This is a genomic window from Pontibacter litorisediminis (assembly GCF_029360645.1).
In the GTDB taxonomy this organism is placed as follows: Bacteria; Bacteroidota; Bacteroidia; order Cytophagales; family Hymenobacteraceae; genus Pontibacter; species Pontibacter litorisediminis.
Map to the genome: position 1 here is coordinate 48,190 of NZ_JARDUA010000003.1, position 12,480 is coordinate 60,669.

14 protein-coding genes are annotated in these 12,480 nt (G+C 52.9%); all 14 read right to left on the reverse strand.

What is annotated here, in order from left to right; genetic code table 11:
* Positions 1-85: 85 nt before the first annotated feature.
* Positions 86-322 carry a Fe-S cluster assembly protein IscX gene (iscX, locus tag PXG97_RS10030; RefSeq protein ID WP_276497626.1) on the reverse strand — a complete coding sequence of 79 codons (237 nt, stop codon included), beginning with the start codon at positions 320-322 and terminating at the stop codon, positions 86-88.
* A 51-nt stretch (positions 323-373) separates the two neighbouring features.
* A complete protein-coding gene (locus PXG97_RS10035; RefSeq protein ID WP_276497627.1) occupies positions 374-703 on the reverse strand; it encodes a 2Fe-2S iron-sulfur cluster-binding protein in 330 nt (109 codons plus the stop codon).
* A gap of 110 nt (positions 704-813) precedes the next feature.
* Positions 814-1,593, reverse strand: coding sequence for a Rossmann-like and DUF2520 domain-containing protein (locus PXG97_RS10040; RefSeq protein WP_276497628.1), 780 nt, complete (start codon positions 1,591-1,593; stop codon positions 814-816).
* Positions 1,594-1,595: 2 nt separating this feature from the next.
* Positions 1,596-2,738, reverse strand: coding sequence for a glycosyltransferase family 61 protein (locus PXG97_RS10045; protein ID WP_276497629.1), 1,143 nt, complete (start codon positions 2,736-2,738; stop codon positions 1,596-1,598).
* A gap of 135 nt (positions 2,739-2,873) precedes the next feature.
* A complete protein-coding gene (gene ccsA / locus PXG97_RS10050; RefSeq protein WP_276497630.1) occupies positions 2,874-5,468 on the reverse strand; it encodes a cytochrome c biogenesis protein CcsA in 2,595 nt (864 codons plus the stop codon).
* A 102-nt stretch (positions 5,469-5,570) separates the two neighbouring features.
* Positions 5,571-5,999: a cytochrome c maturation protein CcmE domain-containing protein gene (locus tag PXG97_RS10055; protein ID WP_276497631.1), complete on the reverse strand. Its 429-nt coding sequence runs from the start codon at positions 5,997-5,999 to the stop codon at positions 5,571-5,573.
* A 103-nt stretch (positions 6,000-6,102) separates the two neighbouring features.
* Entirely contained in the window at positions 6,103-6,387 is a 285-nt protein-coding gene (locus PXG97_RS10060) for a CcmD family protein (RefSeq protein WP_276497632.1), read from the reverse strand.
* Positions 6,374-7,039 (reverse strand): cytochrome c biogenesis protein CcsA, encoded by a 666-nt coding sequence (ccsA, locus tag PXG97_RS10065; protein WP_276497633.1) that lies wholly within the window; start codon positions 7,037-7,039, stop codon positions 6,374-6,376. The genes PXG97_RS10060 and ccsA (PXG97_RS10065) overlap by 14 nt, the downstream gene beginning before the upstream one ends.
* 162 nt (positions 7,040-7,201) lie before the next feature.
* Positions 7,202-7,867, reverse strand: coding sequence for a heme exporter protein CcmB (locus tag PXG97_RS10070; protein WP_276498260.1), 666 nt, complete (start codon positions 7,865-7,867; stop codon positions 7,202-7,204).
* A 236-nt stretch (positions 7,868-8,103) separates the two neighbouring features.
* Positions 8,104-8,787 carry a phosphate signaling complex protein PhoU gene (phoU, locus tag PXG97_RS10075; protein ID WP_276497634.1) on the reverse strand — a complete coding sequence of 228 codons (684 nt, stop codon included), beginning with the start codon at positions 8,785-8,787 and terminating at the stop codon, positions 8,104-8,106.
* 59 nt (positions 8,788-8,846) lie between these two features.
* Positions 8,847-9,596: a phosphate ABC transporter ATP-binding protein PstB gene (gene pstB / locus PXG97_RS10080; protein WP_276498261.1), complete on the reverse strand. Its 750-nt coding sequence runs from the start codon at positions 9,594-9,596 to the stop codon at positions 8,847-8,849.
* Between the two features lie 19 nt (positions 9,597-9,615).
* Positions 9,616-10,473 carry a phosphate ABC transporter permease PstA gene (pstA, locus tag PXG97_RS10085; protein WP_276497635.1) on the reverse strand — a complete coding sequence of 286 codons (858 nt, stop codon included), beginning with the start codon at positions 10,471-10,473 and terminating at the stop codon, positions 9,616-9,618.
* Entirely contained in the window at positions 10,466-11,341 is an 876-nt protein-coding gene (gene pstC / locus PXG97_RS10090) for a phosphate ABC transporter permease subunit PstC (protein WP_276497636.1), read from the reverse strand. Before pstC ends, pstA begins: the two co-directional genes overlap by 8 nt.
* Positions 11,342-11,415: 74 nt before the next feature.
* Positions 11,416-12,405 carry a PstS family phosphate ABC transporter substrate-binding protein gene (locus tag PXG97_RS10095; RefSeq protein WP_276497637.1) on the reverse strand — a complete coding sequence of 330 codons (990 nt, stop codon included), beginning with the start codon at positions 12,403-12,405 and terminating at the stop codon, positions 11,416-11,418.
* Positions 12,406-12,480: the final 75 nt, after the last annotated feature.

Consider the following 12,480-nt stretch of genomic DNA (forward strand, 5'->3'; position numbering starts at 1 on the left):
ATAAAAAATGAAAGGCTCCTTCCGGGGAAAGAGCCTTTAAAAATATAGAAAATTCTGATTTTATGCTTTCAGGAGCGGCTAAGATTTAGTCTTGGTTGTCGCGCCACTCATAAACCCAGGCAGCCTGGATCTGCTCCAGGTGGCCTTCGTTGGCTTGTTCGCGGGTGCCTTCAAAATTGGGCAGCGACAACACCCACTCCAGCAGGTCGGTGAAGCGGATGCGGTAAATCTTAGACTCTGTGAAGTCATCGCCGAACTTCTCATAAAGCGCCATGGCAATGTCTTCGTAATCGTTCCAGTGTATTGGTGGCTCGTAGCTCATACTTTGTCAGTTATCAGTGGCTGATAATGTTACTTGTGAAATGATAATTGATTAATGGCCCAGGAAGTCCTGCTCCGGGATGGTTACCACGACGTCCTCATTGCCCTGCACCACGCATTGGCAGCCCAGGCGGGAGTTAATGCGCGGGTCAATGGCACGGTCAATGTAATCCTCCTCCTTGTCCGAAATCTCCGGAAGGTCGTCCATGCCGGCCTCAACATAGACGTGGCAGGTGCTGCAGCCGCACACGCCGCCGCAGTTGTGCTGCAGCTTTATGTTGTTGTTCAGGGCCACGTCCAGCACCGATTCACCTTCAACAGCCGGGTGTGTTTCATCCGGGGAGCCGTCGGCAAACTTAAAGGTTATATTTACAACTTTCATGTTCTGTGTCTTTATGCTAAAGTACAAAGTTACAAAGCTAGCATGCCGAATCAAAGTATACGTTCCGGCTTATGCATTGGCTTAGTGTAACAGGTACAAGGGGCAAATGGTTAGGGCTTAACCGCAATGGCTTGTATGCTTTGCGTGAGCAGCCGGTAAATCTCCTGCAGGTGGGGGTGCTGCTGCAGCAGGTGCAGGTGCTCTTCTATCACGTTTTGGTCGTGGCGGATGGCGGGGCCGGTTTGCACGGTATACGGGTTGTGCTGCATGGCCTTGGCAATCGTTTCCTGGATAAGGGGTTGCAGCAGATGGTGGGGTAAATTGGCCTCCTGCAGCAGTTGGCGGCTGATGCCCAGGAGGTGGTTGGTAAAGTTGCACGCAAATACGGCCGCCAGGTGCAGTTGCTTTCTTGCTCCAGACGTCACGGCCTCTACAGTATTACTTATACTTTGCGCGAGCCTTTGCAGCAACTGTAGCGTCTCTTCATCCGTGGCCTCCAACAGAATGGGCACCTGCCTAAGGTCTACGGCTTTGGTCTTGGAGAAAGTCTGCAGCGGGTAAAAAACGCCTGTTCGCGCACCTTGCACGGGCGCAAGTACGCTTAGCGGCTGCGAGCCCGATGTATGCGCCACCACAGTGCCCGGCTTTACCTGCAGTGCCCCGGCCACCGCGGCAAGAGCGGCATCAGGTACCGCCACTAAAACCACATCAGCGGCTATACTTAGCAGGTCAAGAGTGGCGATGGGCTGCGCCTGCGGCAGTAGCTGAGCCAGTTCCTCGCGTTGGGCGGCAGAGCGGCTATTGACAGTCGTAATCGTATGTCCGGCTGCCTGCAGCGCCTGCGCCAGGTGCCAGCCTACGTTTCCTGCTCCGATTAAGGCTATGTTCATCTTTAACTGTTAACGAATTTAGACTGCAGCCACTTTTCCACTGCCTCCACAGGCACCACAAAGTCCTCGTGCTGGTCGCCGTTTGATCCTATGATGGGGGTGTAGTCAAAGCCAAGCCCCTTAGCCAGCAGCATGTAATGTGGTTTGATGATGTGCGCAGGGTGCAGCTCTAAGATTTTACAACTTTCGGAAAACAGGATGTTCGTCAGGCCTGCTCCATGAGGTGATACAACCGCCTCCGCATCATAAAATAACTGGATTTGCTGCCCGTAATCTAATTCCTCAGCATAAATTGTTTTAAAGCCATGCTTCTTTAATAGTGTAATTAGCTCTACTTCGTTTATAATTCGGCGCGTTTTCGCTTTACCACGACTGACATAGACACGAGATTTAAAGCTGTTATAAGTTATTTTGTAGCTATCCCATAGGTTCTTTCGGAGCCATGAGCTTATCTCGCCTGGAAGATATCCGCTGTATGAATTATTAACAAAAGAAGGTAAGCGAAAAGAAGCTATGCTGATATTCAAGTATTTACTAACGTACTTTATCTTGATGTTCGGGTATGCCCTTATTAGTGACTCTAAAGTATAGATTTGGTACAACGGAGCATCTTTACGCATCAAGATTGTAACTTGTTCATTAACAAGCTGTGTTAATATGTAAAGCCTAGGAAGGCACTCTAGAAACCAGTGAGAGATATTATGATCGGCTAAGTGACCATGTTGTATTGTAGTATAAACTCCTTCTTTATATGTTTTAGGGATTAGAATAGAGAAGTCTCTATATGTTTTGGTGCCGGTTAGCCGGTCTATGCTCATACCTGACTCAACTATGGGTTTGCCATTCTTTATGATGGCGCCAGTACGACTCAGGTACTTAACATCTTTGATTTCAAAAAGCTGCAAGGGGCTTTGCCTGTGTCCCATTGAGAAATCTGGTACTAAGTAGTTATAGGAGGCTGAACAGGTTTTAAGGAATTCCTTCTCGGACTTGGAGAACTCTATGATATAATCTGGCGCAAGCTCTGTTCTTGGGTAACGGTTATGAAGGAACTGGTAGTATGGATAGTAGTTAAAGAACCGTAGCAACACATAAAATGCGTTACTAAGCCTCTTTAGCAGCCACTTGGTTGGTTTTCGTGTCATAGGGCAGGGGCGTTTGAACTGCTCTCCAAAGAGAATTCCCTTTCTTCTTACCGGTTGGTAAAACCTCTGTAGCAAAGCTAATAAAAAAGGCAGACGATGTCGTCTGCCTTTTTTATTATATGAATGCCAGCTTGCTTACGCAGCCTGTACTTCCCTCGTCTCTTTAGGAGCGGCTGCTTTGGCTTTAGGCCCGCTTTCCTTGCGGCGCACAATGGCCATCACAAAACCAATCGACATCACGATCGTGCCGATCCAGAGGATGTTCACGAATGGTTTCTCCACTGCCTTCAGGATGATGTAATCCTTCTGCGAGGCATTTACCCCAATCTTGAACGTGTTGTTTTCGGTGTCGATGCTCAGGAACGTGAGGCGTAAGCCAAGATCGGCAACTTCCTCCGGAACGCGGCCCACCATCTGGTCCTTGATCAGCATAACCGGGTGTGCGTGGTAATCCTTGCGCTCTCCGTAAATCTTCAGGTCGGCCTGTACGGCAACGTCGCCAGCTTTCAGCGCCACGCCCGGCACCTGGTTGATTTTCTCAACGCCATTGAACACCGCCACATAGTCGTTCAGGATAATGGTGTCGCCTACGGCCAAGTCATACTCCTGCAGCTCGCCCCAGTCTTTCTCCTCGTTCGGGTCCGGAATAGAAGACACGTGGGTATACAGGTCCATACTAGCGAAATGCTTGATGTCCGGCGAGGCCAGCAAGCCCATGTTCGGGTTCACTTGGGCACGTGGATAAAGCGTAAATGTCTTGTCGCCCTCACGCTCCTTGTACTGCACTTCATAGAAGGTGTTTTCCGGAGAGTACATATCCAAGGTATCACCTGTCTCAAAGTAGAGTTTGTCTCCTACTTTGATCTGGCCGCGGGCAATGGATTTATAAGGGTCTGGGGTAGGCCATAGTAGCTCACGGTTCACATAACCCGGCACACCAATTACCTCCTGGAACTGGCCATGGTAGCTTACAGTGTATCGGTCCATGTCTACAGGGGTATTGCGCCACAGCAGCACGTTATCGCGGTTAATTTCGTCCGAGAACTCACGGGAGTATACCATGCCAGAAGTATTCTGGGAGATGATGTTATCGTAACCCGAGGAGAACAGGATGCCTAGCAGCATCAGGGCGATGCCTATGTGAGCCACCGCACCGCCGGAAAGCGTGATCTTCTTGTGCAGCAGGCTCAGGATGATGCTCAGGTTAGCGAACACGGCAAACAGCGCCGATACCAGCAGGATGATGAAGACCGGGTTATCAATTGTCTCGTGCAGCATGCCCATTTTGGAAAGCACGATGATTAAGCTGGCAAACAGCAGCGTGAGCATGCCCGGCAGCGTGATGGCATCTATGAAGTTGCCCTTCTCGCCTTTGCGCCACCACAGCAGCTGCCCAATACCGGTAAGTATGGCCACGGCCACACCGCCCCATAGTTGGAACTTGGTATAGTGCGCGATCTGGTCGGCAGGCAGGGCGGCGTTAGACTCGATACCGATAAACCCTAAGAACGAGTTATAAACCGGGATAGAGGTCGTGAACAGCACTTGGAACGCCGCAAGGCACAGCACAATGGCCCCAATGAACACCCAGAACTCGCCGCTGTAAGTGGTAAGCTCTTTCTCCGTGGTTGGGATGCTCTTCCAGCGGTACACCAACAGGCCAACCGCCAGCACGGCAAAAGCCGCTAAGTAAGTAAATAGCTGCCCCGAAAGGCCCAGGTCTGTAAATGAGTGTACGGAGGCGTTGCCCAGGATGCCGCTTCGGGTAAGGAAAGTGGCATACAGGATAAGTATGAATGAGGTGATGACGAGGATAAAGGAGGCCTTCAGGCCCGACTTGCCACGGTTGTAGGCAATCATGGTATGGATAGCGCCCACCAGAACCAACCACGGAATATACACGGCGTTCTCCACCGGGTCCCAATTCCAGTAGCCACCAAAGTTCAATGTTTCATAGGCCCAGTAAGCACCCATCATGATGCCGATACCCAGTGACACCGCCGCAAAGTGCGACCATGGCAGCGCAGGCTTAATCCACTCGTGGAACTTGCCTTTCCACAGGCCGGCCATTGCGAAGGCAAAAGGCACCAGCGTGGCGGCAAAGCCCAGGAACAGCGTTGGCGGGTGAATCACCATCCAATAGTTCTGCAGCAGGGGGTTCAGGCCGGTACCGTCAGCAGGAACAAAGTTCGGGTCCATGGCAAACACCGGCGTGTCTGGCATGAAGTCGCGCATCAGGATGAAAGGAGAGGAGCCTATTTTAAGGTCGCCGATCACCACACCCAGGATCATGGAGGTCAGGAAGAGCTGCACGAATGAGAACATACCCATTACCGGGGCTTCCCAGGCCTTGTTCCTTTTGCCGCTGTTGATCAGCACCACACCCAGCACCACATGCCAGAAAACCCAAAGCAGGAAAGAACCCTCCTGGCCCTCCCAGAAGCTGGAAATCATGTAGTGCACCGGCAGGTGGTTGGAGGAGTGGCTCCAGGCGTAGTAGTACTCGTAGCGGTGCTCGTAGATGATGTTAAAGAGCGTGAAGATAATCATCATGACACCGGCGCTATGCACATAGAAAGCCCAGCGGCCCATCTTATGCCAGCTATCGTCGCCGGAAAGCTCTACCTTGGCACGGGATGCCATAAAGTATGCGTAAGAGGACACGATGGCCGCCACAAAAGCCACAATCACACTCGCATGGCCAATATCCCCAATCAGCGTATTAATCATTTTTGAAAGTTAGAGAGTTAAAGAGTTAGAGGGTTTGGGAGTAAGAGTAATTTGGAGCTAACACTTCTTTAACTCCTAAACTCATTGGCTCCAAAACTTAATTTACAGGCCTGCGGTTTTCCCGTCTTTTATCTCGGTCTCCACGTACTTAGACGGGCACTTGAGTAGGATCTTATCGGCCACAAACACATCATTTTGCATGTTACCCGTAATCACGACCTGCTCTGAGCGCTCAAAGTCCTGTGGCTTCGGGTTAAAGTACACTACCTTCTGCTCATAGCGGTTGGTGTCCACCAGCATAAACGAGAAGTAGTTCGGGTCCTGGAGCGGGTCATAGTTCATGCCCACGATATGGCCCTGCTCATCCTTCTTCAGGCGGCCCACTACGTGTACCTTGGTCATGTCGCCGTCATCGGCACGCTCGATGGCCTCGCCGAAAGATACGTAGGTGCTGGCATCGCCCACTGAAGACATAATGATAACGATAGCGACAGCGATCACTAAAATACCGATGATGTGTGTCTTTTTCATCTTAGTAAAAGTATGGATACTCTTTCGTTGTTAGCCTAACACACGACAGGTCATTTTAAATCCATCGTGCAAAAAACTATTTAAACTCTTTAAAGGGCTGGTTTTACCTGTTTACCAGGTCATCCTTCAGTTGCTTCTCCAGGCGGCTTACCTTGCGGTCTATAGTTACCAGGTAGGCGATAGTGCCCACCAGCACCGTTAGCAGCACGACCACCACCACATAGATCTTACCGTCCTGGCGCAGGGTGTCCGCCATCTCGATATCCGTCTGCGGGGCTGACGAGAACTCAACCTCCGTTGTTTGGCCAGGCTGGGCCTGTGCCGGTTGCAGGCCAGCGGCGGCGCCAAGTATAAAGCACCACAGAGCCAGAATTCTAAACAGTTTCATATAAGCGTTGTCTCAGTATTTCTAATCTTGATTTCACGTTCACGATCCAGATGCCCAGCAATGCCCAGCCGATAACGGCAGGGTAGAAGACCATGCGCAGGCGGCTGTCCAGGTCGTAGGTGTTAAAGCCGGGGTTACCGCCGTTGCCAGGGTGCAGCGAGTCGGTAAGGCGCGGCAGGATGAAGAGCAGCGGGATAAGGGCGGCAAACGCGAAGATGTTGTACACGGCGCTGATACGGGCGCGTTGCTGCTGCTCGTTAAAGGAACTACGCAGCACCAGGTAAGCAAAGTAGATGAGCAAACCAATGGCCGAGGCGTTCTGCTTCGGGTCGTTGCTCCAATACTCGCCCCAGGTAAACTTGGCCCACTCCATACCCGTTACAATACCCAGCACCCCAAACAGGATTCCCACTTTGGCCGCCTCGTAGGCAATCACATCGTTCTCTACAGAAGGGGAGCGAAGGTACCGGATGGAGTACACCACCGAGACAAGCAGGATCAGGATCATGCCGAACCACATCGGCACGTGGAAGTACAGGTTGCGGATGGTCTCGTTCAGGATAGCCAGCCGTGGCACTTCAGTAAGCATACCGGCCACTACGGTGTACACCAGTAGCACTATTGCCAGCACTTTCCACCAATTCTTTTTCATTTCCATAAGCTAAGTACACAGGGACTGCAGGTTTGGTGAACCTCCGTGCTGCACCCTACATACAAGAGACACTTAAATCTTTTAATTTGTTCTGTTTCTTGCCGATACAAGTATAACATAGCCTGTCTGTTACCCGGGCGCTTGTTTCCCGCATCTGCACCGTTACGAACGCCAAAGGTACGGGAATAAGATATAAGAAACAGTGACGACAATCATGTTTATGGCGAGCAGGGTGAGCAGTTCGTCGAGGCTGGCGCTACGCGCAAGGCCGTCCATGGCGTTTTTCGACATCTTAATAAGCATGAGCAGCATCGGCACGATCACCGGGAAACTGAGTATGGCCATGAGCGTGCTGCTGTTGGCGGCCTTGCTGGCGATGCTCGAGATCATGGTGAGCGAGGTGGAGAAGCCGATCGCGCCCAGCAGGATGGAGAGCAGGAACATGGGCACGTCCTCGACCGGGTTACCCAGCACAAAGCCATAAAACACAAAACAGATGATGGCCAGTAGCAGCATCAGCAGGGTGTTGTAGATGATCTTGGCCAGGATGATGCCCTGCGGACTGACAATGGAGTAAAAGTACAGCAACCGCCCGCGGTTCTCCTGCAGAAAGCTTTTGGCAATCGCGTTAACCGACACAAACAGCAGGATGATCCACAGCATCGCGTTCCAGACCGGTGCCACGAGTATGTTCGGGCGCATGCCAAAGCTGAGGTAGCACACAAACACCACGCTGCCCACGTACAGCAGCATGCCGTTCAGGGCGTACTTCTGCCGCCACTCCAGCACCAGGTCCTTCCGGATCAGGTATAAAATCTCTTTAAACAGCACGTCTCTTATATTTTACCGCAAAGGTAAGGCACAAATCATTAGAAAGTCGAAGAGATTGGGAAGTTAGAAGGCTAGAAAGTTAGAAAGTAAGGGCGCCGGTGCTTTATACTTTAAAGGTGTGGTGGTAAGCCTCCTCCCGCTCGCCCTCCCAGATCCTGAAAATCCGGGCAAATAAAAAAGCACGGACCGCTGTGGCCCGTGCTTCTTGCGTGCTTTATACTAGCGGGAGCAGCCTAGTCCTCCTTTTTCTTCTTTTTCTTGTCAGACCGGTGCTTCACCACCTTGGCATCGCGGTAGAAGATAATCTCCTCGGCAATATTGGTCACCTGGTCGCCTACGCGCTCCAGCTTTTTGATGATGGACAGCACAGCCAGCGCCTCGGAAATCTTGTCCGGGTTCTCGAACATGTATTGCGTTACGGTAACGTCAGACTTGCGGTAGATCTTGTTCAGTGTTTTGTCGTGCTTGATGATGGCCTTGGCTAGCTCGGTGTTGTTGTTCTGGAAGGCGGTGCGGCAGTCGGCAAACATCTTCAGGGCCTCGTCATACATGTGCACCACTTTGGTGAGCTCCAGCAGCTGCGGGTTCACGGGAGCCTCCAGCTTCTTCACAAAGCGGGCAATACCCTCGGCCGTGTCGCCGAGGCGCTCCAGGTTAGAGTTGATCTTGAGCACAGCCAGCACCAGGCGCAGGTCCACGGCCACCGGCGTGAACAGCGCGAAGAAGTTCTCGCACATGCGGTCTATCTTGATGTCGAACTGGTTTACCTTGCGGTCACGCTTGATCACTTGCTTGGCCAGCTCTACATCAGCCTTTAGCATGGCCTCCCTGCCAGCCTGCAGCTGGTACTCCACCAGGTCCCACATCTCCAGGAGCTTGGACTTGAGGCGGTTTAACTCGGTATCTAATTGTGGCATGTCGATTTGATTATTGAGGGTGAGAATCTACAAAATACAGGGCGCAAAGTATAACTAGATCAACCGAAACGGCCTGTGATGTAATTCTGCGTGCGGTCGTCTTTCGGGCTTGTGAACATGGTCTTGGTCTTGTTGTACTCTACCAGCTCACCCATGTAGAAAAAGGCAGTATAGTCGCTTACGCGGCCCGCTTGCTGCATGTTGTGCGTCACGATCACGATGGTGTAGTCGTTTTTCAGGTCATAGATCAGCTCCTCGATCTTGGCCGTGGAGATGGGGTCCAGGGCCGAGGCCGGTTCATCCATCAGCAGCACCGAAGGCGAGATGGCCAGCGCGCGCGCAATGCACAGGCGCTGCTGCTGCCCCCCCGACAAGGCCAGGGCCGACTTGTCGAGCTTGTCCTTTACCTCCTCCCAAAGGGCGGCGTGGCGCAGCGACTGCTCCGCAGCCTCCTCCAGCACCGACTTCTTCTTGATGCCCTGTATCTTCAGGCCATACACCACGTTCTCGAAAATGCTTTTGGGGAAGGGGTTCGGTTTCTGGAACACCATGCCCACTTCCTTCCGCAGCTCATCCACGCGCACCTCCTTGTCATAGATGTTCCTGCCGTCCAGTAGGATGTTGCCGTCCACCCGGAAGCCGTCGATGTAGTCGTTCATGCGGTTAAAGGTGCGCAGGAACGTGGACTTGCCGCAGCCAGATGGCCCAATAAAGGCGGTAACAGCCTTCTCCTCCATGGCGATGTTGATGTGCTTGAGCGCGTGGAAGTCGCCGTAGTATGCGTCGAGGTCTTTTGCCTCCAGTTTTATTTTCTTACTCATGAGGTGTTTACCACTTAACCTTTTTCTGCTGCTTGTTGCGCAAGTAAACGGCGATGCCGTTCAGCAGGAAAGTGATGATCAATAATACAATGATGGCCGCCGCTGCGTTCGTCAGGAAGGCTTCCTGCGGCCTGGAGGTCCAGTTAAAGATCTGGATCGGCAGCACGGTAAACTCATCCAGCGGCGAGGCAGGCGTAAACGGCACGTAAGCCAGCGCCCCGATCACGATCAGTGGGGCCGCCTCGCCCACTGCCCTGGATAACGCTAGGATAATGCCCGTCAGTATGCCCCCGAAGGAGGCTGGCAGCACCTGGTGCCACACTGTTTGCCACTTAGAGGCGCCCAGGGCAAAAGAGCCGTCGCGGATGCTACGCGGCACGGCTTTGATGGCCTCACGGGTGGTTACGATGATGATCGGAAGTATGAGCAGCGACAGGGTGAGCGCACCGGCCAACAGGCTGCCCCCCAGGCGCATCTGGCGCACGAAGATCTCCAGGCCCAGCAAACCGTAGATGATGGACGGTACGCCGGCCAGGTTGGCGATGTTTATCTCCAGAAAGTTAGCCCACTTGTTCTTCTTTCCATACTCCTCTAAGTATACGCCTGCTGCCACTCCCAGCGGAAAGGCGATGATGGTGGTAAGCACCAGTATCCAAAGCGTGCCTACCCAAGCGGTAAGTATACCGGCACGGCTGGCCCTGCGCGAAGGCAGGCTGCTCAGGAAGTCCCAATCCAGGCGCTGCACTCCCTCAATGATGATGTCGATCAGGAAAACGGCCAGCACTACCAGCCCGATGAAGGTACAGAAGATACCGAACACCTGGAAGGCCTTATCCTTTAACCTGTTTTTTTCAGAGTTAGTCATACTTTTCCTGGTATTTCTTTTTGATCCAGAAGCTGAGGTTGTTCAGGGCGAACGTGAAGATGAACAGCGTGATGCCCGCCGCGAAGATCGTTTTGTACTCCAGCGAGCCCTGTGGCACGTCGCCCATACTTACCTGCACAATGTAGGTGGTGATGGTTTCGATGGGCACCAGCGGGTTTAGTGTGAGGCGGGGCTGCTGGCCGGCGGCAATGGCCACGATCATGGTTTCGCCCACTGCCCTGGAGATGGCAAGTATAACCGATACCACAATGCCCGACGAGGCGGCCGGAACCATGACCCAGAAAGATGTCTGCAGCCTGGTGGAGCCCATGCCATACGCCGCTTCCCGCAGCGAGCGGGGCACGGCGCTGATGGCATCCTCGCTGAGCGAGGAGATCATCGGGATGATCATAATGCCCATCACGATACCTGCCGATAAGGCGTTGAAGCCAGCCAGGCCAGGGATAAAACTTTGCAGAAAGGGGGTAACCACTGTTAAAGCGAAGAAGCCGTACACAACCGTCGGGATGGTGGCCAGCACCTCCAGCAGAGGCTTCACGATTTGCCGCATGCGGGCGTGGGCGTACTCGTTCAGGTAAACGGCGATGGTCAGGCCAATAGGGAGGGCCACCGCGATGGCCACAAAGGTGGTGAGCAGCGTGCCCGCCACCAGGGGCATAATACCAAACTTCTTGTCGGCAAAAAGGGGCGTCCACTCCTTCTCTGTCAGAAATTCTACGATAGAAACTTCGCTGAAGAAGCTGATGGACTCAGAAAGCAGCACCCAGATGATGCCAACGGTAATTAGGATCGTGATTACGGCTGATAACCACAACAAGCCCTCGATTATTTTTTCGGATGCTCTCAAGGTGCTGTTTATTTTATGGAGCCTAAGTGCAGCGGACTCGGGGGCAGCTGTACTTAGGCTGTAGGTCTTTTAGATTACTGTTGCTGTTGGGCAGTGGCCTCTCCTTTACCAGAAACGAACTGCTCAAACTTCTGCTGCTGCTCTCTGTACTGCTCGTCCGTTAGGGGGATGTAGCCTACCTCTTCGGCCAGCGCTCCGGCATTCTCCAGGTAGAAGTTCACGAAGTCTACCACCTCTGGGCGCTCCACAGCCTTAGAGTGCACATATATAAACAGCGGGCGCGAGAGCGGGGCGTACGAGCCATCTTTCACGGTCTCTATGGATGGCAGCACGGGGCCGTTGCCGTTGTTTACCGGAATGGCTCTCAGCTTGTCTTGGTTTTCCTCGTAGTACGCAAACCCAAAGAAACCCAGCGCATACTTGTCGGTAGACACGCCCTGCACCAGTACGTTGTCGTCCTCGCTGGCAGTAAAGTCGCCGCGGCTGGAGTGGCTCTTGCCCACGATGGCCTCTGTAAAGTAATCATAGGTGCCGGACTCCACGCCCGGGCCATACAGGTGAATTTCCTGGTCGGGCCACTCGGGGCGTATCTGGTTCCAGCGTGTGATCGTGCCTTGCGCCGCAGGCTCCCAGATCTTCTTCAGCTCCGCCACGGTAATCTCTTTCACCCAGTCGTTCTCAGGGTGCGCCACCACGGTAAGCCCGTCATAAGCCACCGACAGCTCTACAAAAGAAAGCCCGTTGCTCTCGGCTATTTTCGCCTCTTCGGCACTGATGGAGCGGGAGGCGTTGGAGACATCGATCTCGCCTCTGCTGAACTTCTTAAAGCCGCTGCCTGACCCGGAGACGCCTACTGTTATTCTTACGTCCGGGGCCTCAGCGCGGTATTCTTCCGCCACGGCCTCCGTAATAGGGTATACTGTGGAAGATCCGTCTATCTGCACGCTACCCGACAGGTTATCCCCGCCGTTTGCCTGCTCAGACCCGCCACCGCAGGCGCTGAACAACATCGTAGCCCCCACCAGAACGGCGGCGTTTAGTTGATTAAGCTTAAACTTTAACATAAGCCAGTGTTTAGTTATAATGTTAGATATTAATCTGTTTTGCTGGCATCGGTTTCTGCCTTATACTTTGATGCC